Annotated in this window: 12 protein-coding genes; 4 read left to right on the top strand and 8 right to left on the bottom strand. The window is 44.9% G+C overall.

The window, feature by feature from the left end:
* Positions 1 to 1430: 1430 nt before the first annotated feature.
* From CL176_RS04345 to CL176_RS04330, 4 genes are all read right to left on the bottom strand, one after another.
* Entirely contained in the window at positions 1431 to 2150 is a 720-nt protein-coding gene (locus CL176_RS04345; RefSeq protein WP_118990198.1) for a pseudouridine synthase, read from the bottom strand.
* Complete coding sequence (locus tag CL176_RS04340) at positions 2147 to 4996, bottom strand: oligosaccharide flippase family protein (RefSeq protein WP_118990197.1); 2850 nt, start codon at positions 4994 to 4996, stop codon at positions 2147 to 2149. Before CL176_RS04340 ends, CL176_RS04345 begins: the two co-directional genes overlap by 4 nt.
* A 252-nt stretch (positions 4997 to 5248) precedes the next feature.
* Complete coding sequence (gene leuS / locus CL176_RS04335; protein ID WP_118990196.1) at positions 5249 to 7663, bottom strand: leucine--tRNA ligase; 2415 nt, start codon at positions 7661 to 7663, stop codon at positions 5249 to 5251.
* A gap of 378 nt (positions 7664 to 8041) precedes the next feature.
* Entirely contained in the window at positions 8042 to 9661 is a 1620-nt protein-coding gene (locus CL176_RS04330; protein ID WP_162890817.1) for a LysM peptidoglycan-binding domain-containing protein, read from the bottom strand.
* A 442-nt stretch (positions 9662 to 10103) separates the two neighbouring features.
* Here CL176_RS04330 and mnmM point away from each other — a divergent pair, with 442 nt between their 5' ends.
* On the top strand, positions 10104 to 10736 hold the full coding sequence (mnmM, locus tag CL176_RS04325; RefSeq protein ID WP_205528137.1) for a tRNA 5-(aminomethyl)-2-thiouridylate-methyltransferase MnmM: 633 nt from the start codon (positions 10104 to 10106) through the stop codon (positions 10734 to 10736).
* Between the two features lie 956 nt (positions 10737 to 11692).
* Here mnmM and metK read toward each other — a convergent pair.
* Positions 11693 to 12880: a methionine adenosyltransferase gene (gene metK / locus CL176_RS04320; RefSeq protein ID WP_118990193.1), complete on the bottom strand. Its 1188-nt coding sequence runs from the start codon at positions 12878 to 12880 to the stop codon at positions 11693 to 11695.
* 117 nt (positions 12881 to 12997) lie between these two features.
* Between metK and CL176_RS04315 the strand changes: the two genes are divergently transcribed.
* Positions 12998 to 13798, top strand: coding sequence for a hypothetical protein (locus CL176_RS04315; protein ID WP_118990192.1), 801 nt, complete (start codon positions 12998 to 13000; stop codon positions 13796 to 13798).
* Between the two features lie 1473 nt (positions 13799 to 15271).
* Here the strand turns inward: CL176_RS04315 and tnpC are convergent.
* The 3 genes from tnpC to CL176_RS04295 all read right to left on the bottom strand — a co-directional run bounded on the left by tnpC (position 15272) and on the right by CL176_RS04295 (position 17861).
* The gene (gene tnpC, locus CL176_RS04305; RefSeq protein WP_205528099.1) at positions 15272 to 16840 is read right to left on the bottom strand and encodes an IS66 family transposase; all 1569 of its coding nucleotides are present in this window, start codon (positions 16838 to 16840) and stop codon (positions 15272 to 15274) included.
* A 74-nt stretch (positions 16841 to 16914) separates the two neighbouring features.
* On the bottom strand, positions 16915 to 17265 hold the full coding sequence (tnpB, locus tag CL176_RS04300) for an IS66 family insertion sequence element accessory protein TnpB (protein ID WP_118990190.1): 351 nt from the start codon (positions 17263 to 17265) through the stop codon (positions 16915 to 16917).
* Positions 17266 to 17345: 80 nt separating this feature from the next.
* Positions 17346 to 17861, bottom strand: a complete 516-nt coding sequence (locus CL176_RS04295; RefSeq protein ID WP_118990189.1) for a helix-turn-helix domain-containing protein — start codon at positions 17859 to 17861, stop codon at positions 17346 to 17348.
* Between the two features lie 282 nt (positions 17862 to 18143).
* Between CL176_RS04295 and CL176_RS12210 the strand changes: the two genes are divergently transcribed.
* Positions 18144 to 18473 carry a PhnE/PtxC family ABC transporter permease gene (locus CL176_RS12210; RefSeq protein ID WP_162890816.1) on the top strand — a complete coding sequence of 110 codons (330 nt, stop codon included), beginning with the start codon at positions 18144 to 18146 and terminating at the stop codon, positions 18471 to 18473.
* A 690-nt stretch (positions 18474 to 19163) separates the two neighbouring features.
* Complete coding sequence (locus CL176_RS04285; protein WP_118990187.1) at positions 19164 to 20744, top strand: AcpB/EbpR/MafR family transcriptional regulator; 1581 nt, start codon at positions 19164 to 19166, stop codon at positions 20742 to 20744.
* Positions 20745 to 20832: the final 88 nt, after the last annotated feature.

The following is a 20832-nucleotide window of genomic DNA, read 5'->3' as shown; positions in this document are numbered from 1 at the left end:
CGATAGCCAAAGAAGGTCAAACTCAAGTTTGTAGCGCCTTCTTCGCTTTGATACCAACTGCGGTGCGAAACTCAGTTTATAATTTAAATAAGGAAGCCACGGGCTGACCGTGGCATCAACCTTTATTTGATCCGGAGAGAGTGTTTGACTCTTGTAGGTGCTCCTAACACTGCAAGTGTTACTTATTTGCTCAGCAATTGTGCTGAAAGATGAAAAGTTGCAGCTCTTTTTGTTGGTATGGACCGATTTTCCTATCTGTATCGAGAAGTGACTTGCGTGGTGCAAGCCTACCACGTAAGTGAAAGGGCTGTTGACTAGCGTGGTGGAGATCTACCACGATAGTCAAGGAAGGTCAAACTCAAGTTTGTAACACCATCTACACTTTGGTAGCAACTGCGGTGCGAAACTCAGTTTATAATTTAAATAAGGAAGCCACGGCTGCCCGTGGCATCAACCTTTATTTGATCCGGAGAGAGTCTTTGGCTCTTGGAGGTGCTAAGTGTAACTTATTTGCTCAGCAATTGTGCTGAGAGATGAAAAGTTGCAGCTTTTTGTAGTATGGACCGCTTTTCCTATCTGTATCGAGAAGTGACTTGCGTGGTAGAATTTACCAGGTAAGTCAAATCCCGTCGGACTAGCGTGGTACAAGTCTACCACGTAACTCATTCCCCTTCTGACTTGCGTGGTGCAAGCCTACCACGTAAGTGAAAGGACTGTTGACTAGCGTGGTGGAGATCTACCAGGATAGTCAAGGAAGGTCAAACTCAAGTTTGTAACACCATCTACACTTTGGTAGCAACTGCGGTGCGAAACTCAGTTTATAATTTAAATAAGGAAGCCACGGGCTGACCGTGGCATCAACCTTTATTTGATCCGGAGAAAGTGTTTGGCTCTTGTAGGTGCTCCTAACGCTGCAAGTGTAACTTATTTGCTCAGCAATTGTGCTGAAAGATGAAAAGTTGCAGCTCTTTTTGTTAAAAGGGACCGATTTCCTATCTGTATCGAGAAGTGACTTGCGTGGTAGAATTTACCAGGTAAGTCAAATCCCTTCGGACTAGCGTGGTACAGCTCTACCACGTAACTCATTCCCTTTCTGACTTGCGTGGTGCAAGCCTACCACGTAAGTGAAAGGGCTGTTGACTATCGTGGTAGAACTCCACCAGGATAGTCAAGGAAGCTCAAACTCAAGTTTGTAACACCATCTACACTTTGGTAGCAACTGCACTTCCTAACACAATTTCTGATTAAATAGGATCATCAGAACTATAGAGCCTACTTCCGCGAACATGCACGGGACATGGTCGTCGGCTTACACACTATCACATCAACCATATAAGTCACTTCCATACACACTAGCTCAATGATCTTATAGACCCAAACACCAAACCCCCAGCTCAATCAAAGGAGCTGGGGGTTTCGTTTTATATGCTTTACAAGGCTTGAAGTGCGGCAACTTCTGCTGGGGTGAGTTCGCGGTACTCACCGAGTTCAAGGTCTGGGTCCAATTCCAAAGGACCCATGGCTAGTCTTTGCAGGGCGAGAACTTGCGAGTCGACAGCTTCGAACATGCGCTTGACTTGGTGGTATTTGCCTTCGGTAATGACGACTTCGATACGACTCGTATCACTTTCTGCGTCATAGCTTAATACAATCAATTCAGCGGGCTGACTGGTAAAATCACCAAGGTCGAGGCCGGCCGCAAATTGGTCGATGGCCTCGGCGGTGATTTCGCCTTCAACAATCGCGGCGTAGCGCTTAGGGACGGCGTGGCGCGGAGACGTAAGTCGGTGCGCGAGTTGGCCGTCATTGGTTAAGAGCAGTAAGCCAATCGTGTCGATGTCGAGTCTGCCGACGGGGAAGAGGTCTACGTGGGCGTAGTCCAATTCGACCCAGTCGATGACGGTTTCGTATTCGCGGTCTTCGGTAGCGGAGACGATGCCGTCGGGTTTGTTAAGCATAATATAATAGTATTCTTGATAGTTGACGGGTTCGCCAAGGTAGGTTACCTGGTCGGTATCCGGGTCGACGTTTTGGCCAACTTTGGTGCATGTTTCGCCGTTAATAGCGATATGTCCGCTGGTGATTAATTTCTTGACGTCTTTACGGCTACCGTAGCCTGCATGGGCTAAGAGTTTATCCAGTCGCATCATGGCAAGATTTTCATTTCTTCTTGGAGCTCTTTATAACGGTCTCCCAAGATAAGTTCTAATTTGCCAAAAAGCCCCAGAATAATCGCGTAGATCAGAACAGCCATTAAGACGACGAGTAGAATCTTCACCAGAGTTAACATGCGTCCAACCGGTCCGAATAAGGCGTTGAGAACGTTGTTCCACATGAAGGCAACAATTCCCATAATAATGGCGGCGATTACTATTTTGCCTAATTCTCTACGTAAGTAGTGATGGTCAAAGTCGAGTTCGCGTTTGAGTTTAATCCAGCTGAACACGGAAGTGGCTAAGAAGGCAACACCGGTTGACAGCAAGGCGCCGTGCCCTTTCCATAGGGCGACGAATGGGAATTGTAGCACTAGCTTAACAAGAAGACCAACGACTAGGAAACGAACAGCGGCTCGGCGGAAGTTCATGGACTGTAGAATAGTCGATAGAACGGTATACAGACCAAGCACGATCGCCGTCAGGGACGCCGTCACCAAGTAAGCTGGACCGTGCAGGCTACCAGTTGGGTAGAAGAAGGTGTACACATTATCCGCAATGGCAGCCATGCCCAAGGCAGCTGGTAGCATAATCAAGGTGAACATCTCCATAATTCGGGTGACCAATTGGCTCGTTCCTTTAATATCGCGATTGGCGAAATATTTGGTCACAGTTGGCACTAAGGCGGTCGCCAAGGACACGGCTAGAGAAACGATAATCATCGATAATTTATCCACGTCTAAGCTGATGGTTCCATACATTTCACTAATTTCAGAAGTCAACAAGATACTTGTTGCTTCCAAAATTTGACGGAAGCTGTAAGTGTCTACTAATTGGGCAATAATAATCCCAGATCCCAGTAGGATAAAAGGCACGCTATCAATGACCATTATCTTAATACTGGCTTTAAAATCAACTTCGACACGGTCAAGGGAACGCAACTTGAGTTGCTGGATTACTGGTTGACGGCGCAAGTAGATAACCAATAAGTAAATGAGTGACGCCAATGCGCCGACAAAGGCAGCAAAAGTTGAATGCACCACGGCATCGGTCACGTTGCCGGTTAATATCTGCATAATTGCATAGGTTGCAACTAATAGATAGACAACGCGCATGACTTGTTCAATAATTTGCGAAACAGCGGTTGGCTTCATATCGCTAAAGCCTTGGAAATACCCCCGCAAAAGACTCATAATTGGCAAGATTAAGAGTGCAGGCGCTAATGAGCGAATCACTAGAATGGCAGCGCCGGGGTCATTAGTTGCGGAATTAACCGCCAGAAACGGCGCCAATGCATAAAGCAGCAAGGCTGAGAAGGCGCCGGTAACGCCCATAATAATGGCACTATTCTTGAAGAGTTTGTCAGCGACCCGATACTCTTTCATGGAATGATAATAGGCCATTTGCTTGGCAATCGCACTTGGGAAACCAGCTGTCGCAATCGCTAGGAAGAGAGAATACGGCTTGTAGCCCACACTATAGAGTACATTAGCTTCCGTATAGGCATCCCCAAGCCACGTTGCCCAAGGAATGACGTAGAGTGCTCCCAGCACCCGGGAGATAATATTTCCGACAGTCAGCCAGGCCGCTCCACTTACGACCGAATCACCGTCTTCTTCGGCTTCATCGCGGTCCGGATCCCAATCCAAGTCTTCATGGTTTTTGCTCTCGATATCTCGGCGAATACCATACTCACGCAGGGCCTGGTCGGTCAGAATTGGACCATCATAACGCTGGGTCTTGGAAGTAATCTGCTCACTTAATTCATCAATTTCATCCTCATCATAACCGATAATCTCCTCGAGCTCATCGAGAGTCACCTCATCATCTACATCTGTATCATCCTGTTGAAAGAAAAATTGCTCGCGAACCTTCTCGACCCTCTCATCCGGCATCAAGCGATTCATCAAATGTACACACTCATCAGAATCATCTGACAAAGCGGCTTCCCTAGTAGCTTCAGCGCTATAAGAAGCAGCGAATTCTTTGTTGGTTGTGTCCTCTGAGCTAGCTAATGATTCTACTTCAGTGGCTTCAGCCGTATTACCCTGTTCATCTGCTTCTTCAGAAATACCTGCAGCAACTTCACGGGTCTGATTGCGGTCTGCTGCTTCTTGAACAGCTTGATTACGCAAGCTCTCTACTTCGCCGCCTTCTTCAGCCTCAGCGCCAGCCACTACATCAGAATCAGTTGCTGCTTCACCAGCCTGTTCTTTGCGTAAGGTCTCTATTTCAGCCAGAAGCTGACGCTCACGCTCTTGAGCAGCGCGGGCTGCTTTCATAGCGCGCTCTGCAGCTGCTTCAGCCACCTCAAGATCGCGCTCCGCCGCAGCCACCGCTTCTTCAGCGGCCTGTTTCCGTGCGAGAACGGCCTCTTCTTCGGCTTGAATCGTCCGCTCACGGGCTTCTTCTTCGGCTTGGCGCTCACGCTCGGCTTGTGCTGCCGCTTTTTGCCGTTCACGGATTTCCTGTTCCGCTGCCTTTTGCTGAGCCTTAGCTTCGCGTTCGGCCGCTTTCTGCTCGACCTTGGCTTCTCTTTGTCGATCGCGCTCGGCACGGCGGGCTTTCAGCTTCTGACTGGCCTCCCCTGCTGTTGCGCGAACACGGTCTACAAAGGACAATCCATCGTCGCTCCTGTCAAATTCATTATAACTAGACATCGGATCCAAATCCTCCAGATCGAAGTAAATTTGGTCGAAGTCCGACCGCTGAGTGGAACCTCGATTTTTCTGCCGATGCGTCTCTAAATCACGCCTATCAATTCGCCGCGTTTCATCAAAACTCTGACGATATTTATCTTGCTTATTTGGTTGCTTTGGTTCGTTGGACGATGTCTTATTCAAACCAGCACCTCCTATTGTCCTTAAATTCTACTTAACTGTCTCATCTTTACTAAATGCTTCCCACCGGTCGCTGAGCTTAGGTTGCCTGAAATTCAGGATTCACGCACCAAGTTCTGTTACAGCCCGTGGCTGAAATGTGCCTTAGCATCTTAGCCATAGCCAGGCGGATTCCCAAGCTACCACGAAAGGTAGCTGGAAGTATTCCCACCATGACTAGAGTGTCGCACTTCACCACCCTAGCTGTTTAAATCATTAATTCGCTACGATATTTACCAGGCGATTTGGCACTGCAATGACTTTACGCACCGTTAAGCCTTCTAAGCCGGTTTTAATTTCTGCCAAGTCCAATGCAATGGCTTCCATCTCGTCTTGGGCCATATCTACTGCAACCATTGCTTTGGCGCGTACTTTTCCATTAATTTGTACAACAATTTCGACTTCTTCTGCCACCGTCTTGGTTTCATCGAAGCTTGGCCATGCTTTCAAGGTAATAGATGCATCGTGACCCATCTTCGCCCAAATTTCCTCACTCATATGAGGTGCAATTGGGGCCAAGAGTTGCAAGTAACCTTCAGCGTATTCACGCGGGAAGACTTTGGCACTGCGCGCTTCGTTAAGGAAGATCATCAATTGTGAAATAGCCGTATTGAAGTGCAAGGCGTCGAGGTCTTCGGTCACTTTCTTGACGGTTTGGTGGTAGACTTGAGTTAAGTTGGTATTGCCTTGGTCTTGAATGGTATCCCGGATATTACCTGCTTCGTCTACATATAAACGCCAGACGCGGTCTAGGAAACGGCGGCTCCCTTCGAGTCCTTCTTCGCTCCAAGCAATGGATGCGTCCAAAGGTCCCATGAACATTTCGTATAGGCGAAGGGTATCTGCCCCGTACTCATTGACTACATCATCTGGGTTGACGACGTTGCCTTTTGACTTAGACATCTTCTCATTATTGGAGCCTAGAATCATACCTTGATTGAAGAGGCGTTGGAAAGGCTCTTTCGTGTTTACTACACCTAAATCATAAAGGAATTTATGCCAGAAACGGGCGTATAATAAATGGAGCACCGCATGCTCGGCTCCTCCGATATATAAGTCCACATTGCCCCACTTCTCAATGGCTGCTTCACTAACGAGAGCATCATCATTATGCGGATCCATGTATCGCAAGAAGTACCAAGAACTACCTGCCCACTGAGGCATAGTATTCGTCTCGCGACGTCCTTTCATGCCCGTTTCTGGATCGGTGACGTTTACCCATTCGTCAATGTTAGCTAGTGGCGACTCACCGGTCCCACTTGGATGAATATGATCGGTTTTCGGTAAGCGGACAGGCAAGTCTGCTTCCGGTACCGCAGTCGTCGTGCCGTCTTCCCAATGAATCACTGGAATCGGTTCACCCCAATAGCGTTGACGTGAGAAAATCCAATCCCGCAGGCGGTAATTAATCCTGCGTTCGCCGTGGCCATTCGCTTCCAACCAGTCAATCATGGCCGTAATGCCTTCAGCAACACTCATACCGTTCAAGAAGTCAGAATTAATAATCGGCCCCTCACCGAAATATGGAATTTCATTGTCCGGCCCTTGAATTACCGGTGTAATAGCCAAGTCATACTTCATAGCGAACTCAAAGTCACGCTCATCATGAGCCGGTGAACCCATAACAACACCGGTTCCGTAAGAAGCAATAACGTAGTCCGCAATCCACACTGGAATTGGTTCTTGGGTGGCTGGGTTAATGGCGTAAGCACCTGTAAAAACGCCGGTTTTATCTTTATTCAGGCTTGTGCGCTCTAATTCGCTCTTAGTAGCTACTTCTTCGATATAAGCATCGACGGCAGCTTTTTGATCGGGGCTTGTAATGGCTTGAACAAGCTCAGATTCTGGCGCAACAACAATGTAACTCGAGCCGAACAAGGTGTCCGGACGGGTTGTGTAGGACTCAAGCACTATATCTGTGCCTTCGACCGAGAATTTGATGATAGCACCTTCAGATTTGCCAATCCAGTTTCTTTGCATCTCTTTGACACTATCCGGCCAATCCAGATCATCCAAATCTTTCAGTAGACGATCAGCGTAGGCCGTAATCTTCAGTACCCACTGCCTCATCGGACGACGATACACTGGGTAACCGCCCCGCTCAGATACACCGTTAATAACTTCCTCATTAGCCAGCACCGTTCCTAAAGCCGGGCACCAATTAACCATCACATCATCCTGGTAAGCCAAGCCCTTCTCAAAAAGCTTCGTAAAAATCCACTGCGTCCACTTGTAGTAGTCTGGATCGGTTGTATCTATTTCACGCTCCCAGTCATAACTGAAGCCGAGCGACTTAATTTGACGTTTGAAGTTCTGAATATTCTCCTGGGTAAAGTCAGCTGGGTCGTTACCTGTATCTAATGCATATTGTTCCGCCGGTAAGCCAAAAGCGTCCCAACCCATTGGATGCAAGACATCATAGCCTTGGGCACGTTTCATACGTGCAACAATATCCGTTGCCGTGTAGCCTTTCGGATGACCTACATGTAAGCCTTGACCAGACGGATACGGGAACATGTCAAGGACATAATATTTCGGGTGGCCCTTGCCACGGTTTTCTGTCTTGAATGTATGGTGCTCATCCCAATATTGTTGCCATTTGGGTTCGATTTCGTGATGATTAAATGCCATTGTCAACCTCCATAAAATAGTATCGTTAGTCCCTATTCTAGCATAAAAATGCGGATTGTTTAAGCTTTTGTATCGATTAAGTGGCTTGAAACGCTGGTTAGAAGAAATTAGGATGAAGTCGGCGTGAACGCTCGTCCTAGATTCGTCACTGGGTCGTCAGGAAGTGTAGCTGGGTCTTGGGGATAACAGAGCGGTTAATGCAGAAACGACATGTTGGAGTGTGTAGATGTGGTGTGGCTTGAAGAGCTTCTATGTTTCTATGCGAAATGGGGTCCGAATATAACTATTGAAACACTAAAGCGACTTAAGCTCGCCAAAAATTAAAAGATGACAAAATGAAAAAACCAACCCGTGCAGGTTGGTTTCGGCTGGGAAATATTAGTATTGGATGGTTTGGCCAACTGTAATTAAGGTTGAGCCACCATTCTGAGCGATTAATGTGTCTAAGTCTGCGCCAGTGCGACGAGAGATGCTGTAAAGCGTGTCGCCAGCTTGGACTGCGTAAGCATTGCCGACAGCTTCCGTTGAAGCAGGTGCTGGGCTTGCAACTACAGATTCTGCTTGTACTGGATCAGATGTAACTGCTTCAGATGCTTCGACTACTTGGCTAGCTGGAGCTGGGGTGCTCACTGAGCTTGCTCCACTTAAGTTCAACGTTTGGCCAACTGTAATTAAGGTTGAGCCACCATTCTGAGCGATTAATGTATTTAAGTCTGCGCCAGTGCGACGAGAGATGCTGTAAAGCGTGTCGCCAGCTTGGACTGCGTAAGCATTACCGGACGCTTCGGCTGAAGCAGGCGCTTCGACTGAAGCAGGCGCTTCGACTGCTTGGCTAGCTGGAGCTGGGGTGCTCACTGAGCTTGCTCCACTTAAGTTCAATGTTTGGCCAGCTTTAATCAAGCTCGTTCCACCATTGGCTGCGATTAAATCATTCACGTTTAACCCGTTGCGACGAGCAATACTGTAAAGCGTGTCGCCTCTTTGAACAGTATAACTGCCAGCAGTTGTCGCAGCAGGCGCGCTTGCACGTGTTGCTGATTCAGAAGACTCAGTGCTTGTTGATGCCATTGTCGCTGCAGCTGGACTTGCGGTAGCTACTGTGTTACTGTCAGTTGCTGTGCCAAAGTTAATATTTTGCCCGACTTTGATTAACGTTGAACCGCCATTATCTGCGATTAGTTTGTTAGCGCTCAAGCCGTTGCGACGAGCGATGCTGTATAGGGTGTCCCCTTTTTGCACAGTGTAACTACCAGCACTTGAAGCTGAAGGTGTTGGGGTTGAGACCATATCCTTTGTTGTTTGTGTTTGTGTGCTTGAGCGAACTGCTGTGTTCGGCACGCCGGCAACGTCGAAGCGAGTTAAGTTGTTCTCTTCGATGATACGATTTAATTTAGACGCATAGCTTGTATCTGTAGCGTAACGGCCTGTTAAGTGCGCTGTTGCATCCTTATAGCTGTTCGTATTTGAACGACGTGCACCCGCATAATACTTCGCACGCCAGCTATTATCATCATTATAACCGGTCAAAGTTCCTGCATAATCTTCAAGTGACTCACCGTAATGATTGTAACGTTTGAAATTATCTTGGATACTGTAGTAATTCCCTGAGCCATCGTCTTCCAAGGTATTTTTACGCACACTTTGGCCATTATAAGCACCCTTAATACCAAATAGGTTATAGTTCGGTGCTTGAGAAAGCGTACTGCTTCCCCAACCAGATTCAAGAGCCGCTTGAGCAATCATGACCGATGCATACAAATCATTCTTGGCTGCAATGTCAGTAGCATAGCCTGAAATCAAGTTCAGAAATTGTGATTGCTTCGTCCCAGTCGTTTGTGCTTGAACTGTTACAGGTGCATATTCAGCTTGGACTTGACTAATTACAGCCCCAGTCGCAAAGAACACCAAGCCCGTATTGACCTTCTTCATTACAGTTTTCCTTAAATCATACTTTGCATTCAGACGTTGTTTAGCAATAAATTTCGTTCTAGAATTCAACCGTCTTACCTCCATAAATTAATTTATATTCATGATAATCATTTTTTATTTTTCAATGTCTTTATTATAAATCTTTTCCGCCTAGAACGGATGTTTATTTCGTCGCTGTCGACAACTCTTAATATTTGAAATATCTTTGTAACAAAAACCTTCGCTTGTTCCTGAACAAAACTCCGTAGTTATATGTGCATCTATAGTGAGAATTGTTGTACTTTCCGGGTACGCATGAGGAAGATTTTATTCTTCTTCTGCGATGATTGCAGAATAATGTTCGTGCGGAATTGTAGCGAGGGAAATTCAGTCACTATAGAAGGTTGCTGCTGCCAATGCAATGTCTCATCTATGGACAAAATTACCCTATTATATTGTAAGAACGGCTTCCGCCGTTCGACAAACCTAATCATAGCCCGCCTTTGATTATCCCCAACAATAGCCAGACGAAATGGCAAATCTATGCTATAATACGCTAAATTTCACTAAAGGAGCTGACAGCATGTATAATGCTTTGCGTTACAGCCACCAACTGCTCGCGGAAACCATCGAGCGTTTTCCAGCTGGACACTATATTGATGCCACACTTGGCAATGGCCACGACACCGCTTTCATCCTCACCCGCCCCAACTTCGCCGGCACCATCTCGGCCTTCGATATTCAAAGTGAAGCCCTTGAATCCACCCGAGACCTTCTAAGGCAAAAAAATCTAGTTGACCACCCGGGGCTAACGCTCTATAAGGCGAGTCATGCAAGGATAGCGGACACATTAACCGATATTCCCGTCTTTCACGGCGCTATATACAATTTGGGCTACTTGCCCGGCGGCGACCACAGCGTCACGACATTAGCTGAATCAACGCTGACTAGCCTAGCACAAGTGCGCTCGAAATTGGTAGTCAAAGGACGCATCATCCTAGTCATTTACTACGGCCATCCAGGTGGACTAGAAGAAAAGAATGCGATTTTAGCTGAATTAGCCACGTGGCCCCAAGAGCAGTTCCAAGTCTTGCAGTACGGATTTATTAATCAACGGAATAATCCACCACTATTGGTGGCGGTGGAGCGACTTCGGGATCGCTAATTCTTAGTAAGGATTGACTTCGTTGAACCTCTAAGGCAAATATATAATTCAGCAATAGCGCTAAAACGCTGTCTGAAAGTCTGACTCCCGGCAGATACAGAGTTAGTGCTAGGGATTCTGCTTGTTAACTTAAAAACGACGATTACTATTGCACTGAGTCACTCAACGCTGACCCTGCTGCACAGTGGCTTGATCTTCTTTGACTATCGTCGTGCAACCCTACCACGACACTCAAACTACTAATCACTTACGTCGTGCAACCCTACCACGATAGTCAAACTGCTATTCTCTTACGTCGTGCAACCCTACCACGATAGTCAAACTGCTAGTCACTTACGTCGTGCAACCCTACCACGATAGTCAAACTACTAGTCACTTACGTGGTGCAACCCTACCACGATAGTCAAACTGCTAATCACTTACGTCGTGCAACCCTACCACGATAGTCAAACTGCTATTCACTTACGTCGTGCAACCCTACCACGATAGTCAAACTGCTATTCACTTACGTCGTGCAACCCTACCACGATAGTCAAACTGCTATTCACTTACGACGTGCAACCCTACCACGATAGTCAAACTGCTATTCACTTACGACGTGCAACCCTACCACGACACTCAAGCATCCTCATCGTATCTAAATTAAGGTCGATTCCACGACACGCGACGTGACTTCCGCTTATTCAATTTATCTCACTTATCTTTCACCAAACGACAAGCCTCGTTCCAACTCCCAGAACAAGAAAAGCATCAGTTCAGCCTTCTGTAAGACCAATCTGATGCTTCTTTTATATGAGATATTATACACTTCTCTTACGCATAGCCGGCTGAACGCAAAGCTATTCAAACTGCCCGACGCCCGTGTTAGACAAATCATGCCTCAATCATCGGCCAGAAATCTTCAGTCTATTCATACCCTGCCCAGCACACTAAATCCAACTTCAATAGCACAATCGCTATAGATTTTCCAATGCTGCTTGCAAGGCTTCGACGCGGTCAGTATTCTCCCAAGTAAAACCTGGCTCTGTTCGGCCGAAGTGACCGTAAGCAGCAGTCTGTTTGAAGACAGGCTTACGCAAGTCAAGCATGTCGATAATGCCTGCTGGGGTTAAGTCAAATACTTGGCGGACAGCTGTGATTAGAGCTTGTTCGCTATAATCAGACGTGCCGTAGGTATCGATTGCAATCGAGGTCGGTTCAGCCATCCCGATGGCGTAGGCTAGTTGGATTTCGCAACGTTCTGCTAGGTTGGCAGCGACGATATTTTTGGCAACGTAGCGAGCGGCGTAGCTGGCGGAGCGGTCGACTTTGGTGGCGTCTTTCCCAGAGAAGGCACCACCTCCGTGGCGGGCTGCGCCACCGTAAGTATCGACGATGATTTTGCGGCCGGTTAAGCCGGAGTCGCCGACAGGACCGCCGATGACGAATTTGCCGGTTGGGTTGATGTAGAATTTTGTATTCGTCAACCAAGCTTCTGGTACAATAGGCCGCACCACATGTTCGATGACGTCAGTCTCGATTTGAGAAAGCTCGATTCCTTCGGCGTGCTGGGTACTAATTACAATGTTGTCAATCGCTATAACGTTCTTATCTTGGTCGTATTCGACGGTTACTTGGGTTTTGCCATCGGGGCCAAGATAAGCGAGTGTCCCGTTCTTGCGCACTTCTGCTAGGCGACGGGCCAGGCGGTGGCTTAAATCAATCGCCAGGGGCATGTAGTTGTCGGTTTCTTTACTCGCATAGCCAAACATAATCCCCTGGTCCCCTGCTCCAATTAAAGCCTGACTATCGTCATCGCGGCTTTCTAGTGCATCGTCCACACCTTGAGCAATGTCGGGTGACTGCTCGTCCAAGGACACCAAGACAGCTACGTTATCTGCATCGAAGCCGTATCGGCGGTCGGTATAGCCTATTTCACGAATCGTCTCGCGTACGACGTGTTGAATATCAACGTAGCTGGTTGTTGTCACTTCGCCAAAAACAAGCACGAAGCCCGTATTCACCGCCGTTTCACAGGCTACGCGCGCTTTGGGATCCTCAGCAAGGATAGCGTCAAGAATTGCATCACTGATTTGATCAGCTATTTTGTCAGGGTGTCCTTCGGTTACAGATTCGGATGTAAATAAATGGGTTTGAGTCGTCATGATTCCTCCTGTTTAAATTTTGTATTTTAATGGTATAATGGTCGTATTCAACCAAATAAATCGGCTGGACATAGGTATTATACTAGTCCCTTACCAAAAAAGAAAGGTCTTTCATCTATGCAACAAGTGATTAAATTTCTCCAAAAACCCCTACTCAAAATTTGTCTCACGCCTCTGTCAACTATTGGTTTCGGACTAATTGTGGGAATGAGTCGTGCCAATCAAATTCAATGGCTCAGTATGCTATTGCTGGTCTTTATAGTCTTAAGTGGCCAACTCGTGGATCATTTCTTCTACTTGAAATATGACCGCGGGGAGACAAGCCGTACGCCCCTTCCTCTATTAATTGTCTGTGAAGCTGTTCTACTCGTAAGCAGCGCTGTCTTCCTCTTCCGCCACCATTGGCTTGTTGGCTTTCTTCTCGGCTTGTACTTAGTTTACCTGCATGTGCGCTACTTCCCCTTTAATTTCGCGCACAGCGTATACGACATCTTGCTGAGCGTGCTCTTCAATGGTCTTGTTCTCAATTGTATCGCCTACTTTTCGCAAGTGAACACGGTTACCACTCAACTGCTCTGGGCACTCGTACCAGCGATACTCGTCGTCACCGCAGTAGAACTACAGACGTTGAATTTGGAACTCATGCTCATGCGTCGCCGTCCACTCAAAGCAGGCAAAATGCTGCATACCCTCAGTCTGCTTGTGCTCACAATTGCGGTTATTCTCGGCTTCGTCTTATCACGTCCGAGCCACACATTCTACATCGTGCAAGTTCTATACGTCGTCATTGTAACGGCTGCGTTCCTGCCATTAATGATGAAGACTAAACGCCCGCACGAAGCACAGAATAAGCTGAACTACCTCAGCTCAGCAAACTTCTGCTTTACTTTGTTGTACGCCTTGAGTTATTTATTCTAATAGATGTCGAAGCCACGGTACATCCCGTGGTTTTTCGTAGCAAAATTTAAGTCTGTATTCGCTATGAAACATTAAGAGTTTGAAGACATTTCTGTAAGTAACCCCTTTGTTTCGTCAAAAATCACGCTATACGATAGTAATGTCACTAAAAGACTTGGAGCAGCTAGAACTATAATTTATAACTACAAAAAGGCTGTTAAACCGACTGAGTGCTTTACAGGAAAATCGCCGTATAGCCTTTCGCATACAACCTGCATCAATCAACCGGTTTGAAGCAGAGAAACCTTCCATTTACGTCATAAAACTGCTAGTAGATGTCTGATCTCTAGGATTTTAAACGTCCTACCTTACTCAAATACGGTGGTAACTCAACCATCTGGTCATTGCAACTTCCACTGTTGAAAACTATTAAATCTATAACCATTTTGAAATCTAAATCTTTCCTCCAAAAAAATTGCGAATGCTTCGCATTCAAAGCCATGACAGAAACCAGTTAACCGTTTACAATATATATATAGGTGATACAAATCCGCTTTTTTATAAGGGCGTTGCCGACCCTGTCCCAAAAACTGGATGAGGGACTTATTCTGGCGATAAGCTAAATACGTCAAAGAACATGAAAATAAAAATTTCGAAATTTAATAAGTGGTAAATGCATAATTATTTTGAGAAATCCCAGTGTAACAATAACGATCTAAAAAGCTGGTTAGACCAATGTTCCCACTCCGTTTTGGAGGAATGAAGCGTTAGCTCTTAAATGAACACAAGGTGATTGGTAGAGCGCTTTTCCCTACGCTACCAACGTCGCACATTCTTCTTTATATACTTCATTTGGACATTGATAGTTTAAGATTCTTCAGTAACGGTTATTAATGGTGTTTGTATCTGTTTGTAAATCTCGATAGGTTAATTCTCTTAGGCTCTCTCCTTTAGGTAAGAATTCGCGTAAAATACGATTATGACCTTCATTCGTTCCCTTCTCCCACCTGCATAAGCATGGGTAAAAGAAATTTTAGTCTCTTCACATTGATGCTCAAGATTCGATAACGTAGAGAACTCAGATTCATTGTCCGATGTCATTGTCTTAAAGCGCTCAACTCCTTCTTTTTCAATCATCTTTAATACGGCTACCTCAATCTTTTCAGCAGTTCGATTCCAGTTTTTTTAGTTATGAGTTTACGTGTCTTACGCTCAACTAACGTGATGACACATGGTTCTCCTTTTGTTTTCTTGCCGAGAACTCAATCAAGTTCCCAGTGGGCAAACTCTTCCCGAGATTGTACGATTTCACACCGCAACTCAATACTAGGACCCAAAACTTTTGTATTAGATCGTAAGCGGTCGATAATCAGGTAACTTGATAATTCTCTGACAACCTGGACACCAAAACCAAGGATCTCAAGCAATTTACAGAAAGTCTAAATAAAATTGCCCGTTAGAAAGTTAAGCTCTCTAACGGGCATTGCTTTGTTATTATGATTCTTTTTTACCGAGTTTTTCTTTTACATAATCAGACCATGGTAAATAAGCCTGTAGACGGTCGAGTAAAGTTCCCTCGGCATACAGGGTGGGTAATTCTTCTAAGAGCAGTTGGAAATAAGCCACCGGAGAGAGGCCGTTCAAGTCAGCTGTCACTTTCAAAGATAGGATGATGCCAGAAGCTTGAGCTCCTTGCAGGCTGGATGAAAAGAGCCAATTCTTCCTGCCGATGACCAGTTCTTTGATGGACCTTTCTGCCAGATTATTGCTTAGCTCTAAGCGACTGTCCTTGAGGACATTCATAAAGTATTCTTTATGCTTGGTCGCATAAGCAATGGCTTTGGAGAGTTTGCCTGTTGTCGCTTGGTAACTGTAGGGTTCGATTAAATCGAACAAGTTGGTCAACACCACAGACAGTTCCTCTTGGCGTAATTGAAACCTTTCTTCAGCCGGCAAATCTCTCCAAGATTTCTCTAAGGCAAAAGCTTGGTCGCAGTAGGCAACCGCTTGAGCCGCAACTGAATCAGGAGGGGCATTGCTGGGCAGGCTCTCATAGAACTTGCGACGAAGGTGGGCAAAGCATCCCACTACCGTGATCTCATCCGGCAGATTCAAATAGGCGCTGTACATGTCCGAATGGAGATGGCCCTTGAAATCAGCTAAGAATTCCTGAGGCACCCGATGAGCTCGTGATTCATCGTGTAGATAGATTGCCACGGGGTGGGCCTCATGACGGCCAGATTGAAAGAGCCAATAATAAGTATTGGTTTTATCGCTTTCAATCACTCGATAGCTGGTTTCATCGGCATGAATAATGTCTTGGGATAGAAGCTCCTTGGCCAATTCTTCCCAAAGATAACCAAAGTAATATTGGGCACACAGAATATGCCACCGATTAATCTGTTGGCGATTAATCGGTAGCCCTCCCTCTTTCCAGACCTTTTCTTGCCGATAAGCGGGAACTTTGAGGACATACTTCTGTTGAATGGTTTGAGCGATCACCGAAGCAGACCCCAGACTATTTTGAATCGGGGCTTTTGGAACAGGAGCTTTGACGATTACATCTTGAGGCTCCTCTTCTGAGCAAGTTAAGCACTTGTAAGAGGTCCCATAATGGACTTGTTTTTCATAATGAGCAGGCTGGTAGACTACTTCTTCCCGGACCTTGGTCTTGCCAATTTCCACCATTTCGTCTTGACAACAAGGACAGGTCTTATCCTCTAACTTATGGACCACTGGAACTTCTTCGAACTGTTCCAAGACTTTGCGCTTTTGTCCTTTTTGTTTCTTTCTCTTTTTAGGAACTACCAGGTCTTCTTCATCTGGCAAGTCTGGAGATTCTTCAATGGGAGGCACCCCATCAAATAAAGATAGCTGACCGTCTGCGACCTGATGGGTCTCTTTGGACCGGCCAAAGAGTTTGTGGCGCAGGTACTGATTCTCCTCATTCTTCAAGTGGAGTTCTTGTTGGAGTAACTCTAATTGCTTAGCGAGTTGTTCATGACGGACAAGTAATTCTTCTCGTTCTGAAAGCAATTCCTCGCGTGTTAAGGTATCAACCATATCTGGGGCACCTCCTCCTTAAATAGATACCCCTATTCTACTAGATTTGCTTCCAAAAAGCAGCCACTAAAACACTAATAAAATAACTTTTTTGACGAAACTGAGATTGAAGATTTAAGGGGAAAGCCCTTTAATAACCTGGTCACCTCCATCAAACTCATGGGCTCTAAGCAGGCTTGATTAGCTCTGGGCCAGTGGACCTTACCATTCTCCAATCGTTTATAGATTAACTGAAAGCCTTCACCATCCCAATGTAGAATTTTGAAACGATCGGAGCGACTACCGCAAAAGAAGTAGTAAGCCCCATCAAAAGGGTCGTGATTAAAATCATGTTGAAGGAGAATTGCTAAGGTGTCGATCCCTTTACGCAGGTCAGTCTTACCATAGACGATGTAATAACTGTCTTCTTCAGTTAGTCGAATCAAAAAATCATCTCCTTTCTATTACTTATAGAATAATGGAGATGATTTAAATTTGATAGATACCTCATAATAGACCGCTTACATTAGATCCATGGGGGTGACTGTTGCTTTCGGAGACGTAAGCGTGTTTTCATTGGCAAATCGATGTTGCGGACTTTCAAGAGCTGTTGATCAATGTATTGATAGACAGTCTTGGTGCAGGACACAAGCTCTAATGGATTATTTCTTCGGTAGGAATGAACAAAGGTGTCAACACTGAAAATGCGTCCTTTGGTTGGTGTTAACAAAGCTTTTTCAAGTTCACTAAAGAAATGCTGACTATAGCGATAGATGCTTTTAACACGGCAATTAGCTCGATTTTCTTGATAAACACGAGAACCGACTTCAGCGATATAAGTGGTGTAGTACTTGCTGTTATAATCTTTCTGGCGAACTCTTCCGCGTTTTACCACTCTTGATACAGCAGATTGGCTAACGCCGAGTATCTCTGCCATTTGGACTTGAGAATACGTCCCTTCTTGATACATCTGCTCTAATCGGCCGCGCATTTCAGGGGTGAAGTGCTTAAATCGACAGCCTGTTGTGGTAGAATTTATCATGTCAGTGAATACTCCTTACTAATGGTTTGGTCGCTATTTAGCATATCGTATTCACTGATTTTTTCATTTATGCTTATGCATTTGCTTATACAACTTACCTCACCTTCTATTCACAAAATTGCACAAACAAATAATTTACGGAATGATTCGAAGGTTTTCCTGCAGGAATAGGATAATCTAGCGTATATCGGAGCCTTTGAGCGTAGCTAATGGTACAGTATGTTGCAAAGCAACTTACAGTCTTGAATGCGTAACGAAGGGAAGTGACTTAGCCCATCCACTGTGGGAGACGAAGTTCATCACTTTTACGGTACCATCCTTGGTTTCGTGCTCTCTATACCCTTCGCCCTCCTCAGTGCCAAAAACCTCTGGAAGAAACACACTTGGCTTGCGACTTTAGTCCGCGGTTTGTTAAGCTTACTGTATTCCGTACCAGCCTTAATTTGCGCAATTCTCTTTGTCCGCGTCGTCGGCCCAGGACTCCTTGCTGGTGCCTCAGCCTTAGGCATCCAGCTCATTGGGATGCTTGGGAAATTGATTGGTGACGAATTGGACCGCATTGACGAAACGCCAATTGAGACCAAGTTAGCCACTGGTTCAACAAAGATGTAAGCTTTTCAATACGCTCGCTTACTTCAAGTCCTGCCCCTTGCAACCTCGCACATACTCAACCACTTTGAAATTAACATGCGTAGCGCGACCACGCTAGGTTTAGTAGAGGCTGGTGGGATTGGTGCGCCAATCATCTTTGCCTTACATCAGCGCATTTCACAAGAAACTGCTGTAAAATTTGCGAGACCTGCCTCTAAAGCATACCAGGTGTTCTTTGAGAGCGCATCCTTGTTTTCTTGTTACCAAGAATCAAAAGCTCAAAATTAATGATGCTTGCCCAAGTAATAGATAATTGGCTCGACATTGCATTCAGATAATTTTCATTTTTCTGTATAACTTATTGTCTCCTCCTCTATGGCAAGTTAAGATTATATGTATCTCTATGGACCTTTTAAAAATATACTTTAAATATGCGTTGTAGGTCTTGCGATAAGGGTGCTTTGATGTTAATATTTTTTAGTTTCCAGAATATATTTTAGAAATATTAAGTGCAATTGTGTGCAATTATCAATTTTTGCACTTAAAAATAATAAAAGATGTGGTAAACTATTTAGAGATGGTGCATTGTTACTGGTTTGACACTTAAATTGAGAGAGCCTATAATTTCCAAGCAATTATTTTAGATTTCTTCGGCTTTTATTGACAACCATTAACAGTCCAGTCAAAATTTGTGTAGAAAGACGTGGTATTATGAGACAGGTCCTTCAAGCTTCGCAATTAAGACGGCTGGAATTTATTGAAATTCTTTATAGTCGCCACGGTGGCTGGGTAAGCCTTCCCAAGGTCGCTGAATATCTAAAAACTACACCTTTGAACTTGAAGAATGATATCTTCGGTTTACGCAAATTAGGTGTAACGATAATTACGAAGCGTGCTAAAGTTCGCCTTGATACAACGAATAGTCCAACAATTGAAACAATCTATCGAGATTTCAACCGGCACTCTCCGGCTTTAAATCTTGTGGAGGAAATATTTAATACGCCCGATCATACGACGGAATCCTTATCGGAAGCACTATTTATCAGCCCGTCCACCGTGTATCGGCATATCAATACTTTGAATAAACGAACAGAAGAAGTCTTTAATGTGAAGGTAGATAAGCGACCTTATCGTTTCGGCGGTGATGAGCGAGATATTCGCTATTTTCTAGCTGAATATTTCGCTGAACGATATCCTCTAGAAGAGTGGCCTTTCAAAGAGGTGGATGAGCGGGTCCTTGAAACATTTATTCAGTATTTTACACGTGAATTAAATATTGGTATGAACTTTTCTTATTATTATTTCGTCAAGATATTGACCGCAATTAGCCTCATTCGAACCATCCAAGGTTTCTTTATCGAAACAGATAATTCCCATATTGAACCAGTTTACAACGTGATTAAAGATCAACATACATTTAAAGAAATGAAGAAATATATTCGCGAGCATTATGACCGGGAACTAGACATTGACTTCATTGGCCAGATGTTCATCAGTTTCTTGAGTCCGAATTATTTCTTCACAATTGACTCATTCTATTTAGAAACACGCCTAAACGATCAAATCAATAGTTCCATTACTTATTTGGATTGGATGATTTCCCGCTTAATGCGTGACTTTGACTTGGAATTGGATAATAAACAAGAATTGATTTATGAACTACATAATACCAATGTTCTTAACAAAGCCGACCTCAACGTCACCCCTATCCTCTACGACCAGAAAGGTGGCTTCGTGCGCGAATTCTCGGCCAAATATCCAGAATTCTATGAAGCAGCCTTTAAAGCCATGCAAGGCTACCGCAACCATATGTTGGAGAAACCTGACTATTATATGGAAAGGCATTTAACCTATACGCTGATTGTGCAATGGAGATACTTAATATGCCAATTAGCTAATCGCGCGGAGAAGATTAATGTCCTGATTCTTACGAAGTATGACGAAGGATATTCTAGGCTCATTAAGGATATGATGGAGTTTCGTGGAACTCAACAAATGAACATCGACATCTACGATGAAATTCATTTCGATCGGGATACGATTGCTCAATCGAACTACGATATTCTCGTCTCAAATTTCGAAATTGAACCCATCGAAGGTAAGCATATTTCCTATAATCCGAGCCTCTTCTCGGTTGAGTCACTTTATGAATTGTACCAAATCGTCATTAAAATCATTGATGAACGCAAAAAAAATGACTATTTAAGCAAGCTCATCCCTGACAAAGAAGATGATGAACACTGCGATGAAAGTGATGACGATGAATTAGACGAAATCTTTGAAGAAGCTTAATTATCAAGAAGAGGCTGTAAGGTAAGTCAACCACAGAAACCACCAAGAATGCTGTTAAATCAACATTCTTGGTGGTTTTGTAGAATAA

It is taken from the genome of Suicoccus acidiformans (genome assembly GCF_003546865.1).
Taxonomy (GTDB): Bacteria; Bacillota; Bacilli; order Lactobacillales; family Aerococcaceae; genus Suicoccus; species Suicoccus acidiformans.
Note: the sequence above shows the minus strand (reverse complement) of the source record. Positions and strands in the feature narration are given on the sequence as shown.